This window comes from Vibrio sp. 1180_3 (genome assembly GCF_029478545.1).
Taxonomy (GTDB): domain Bacteria; phylum Pseudomonadota; class Gammaproteobacteria; order Enterobacterales; family Vibrionaceae; genus Vibrio; species Vibrio aestuarianus.
Genome location: NZ_SJFM01000231.1, coordinates 1 through 300, shown reverse-complemented (window position 1 = coordinate 300; position 300 = coordinate 1). Strand labels below are relative to the sequence as shown.

1 protein-coding gene is annotated in these 300 nt (G+C 51.3%); it reads left to right on the top strand.

The genetic code is table 11. From position 1 onward, the window contains the following. Window positions 1-300 (top strand): contractile injection system protein, VgrG/Pvc8 family (locus tag EYW48_RS21690; RefSeq protein ID WP_277433104.1); only part of this gene is annotated, 300 nt, incomplete at both ends.

Below are 300 nucleotides of genomic sequence, written 5' to 3'. Positions count from 1 at the left end.
ATAAACCGGCGCAGTTAGAGATGCTGCGTGATGGCCTTGTCGTGCAGCGCGTGCATGGCATTATTCGTCAATTTAGCAAGGGCGATATTGGTCATCACCATACGTTTTACTCGCTGACTTTAGTGCCGGCGTTAGAGCGTTTGTCGCTGCGTCACAACAGCCGTATCTTCCAACTCAAAACGGTTCCAGAAATCCTCTCTGTGCTGCTGCAAGAAATGGGCATTAACGATTACGCGTTCTCGCTCAAGCGTGAAGCGACCCAGCGAGAATTCTGCGTGCAATACCGAGAAACCGACCTCG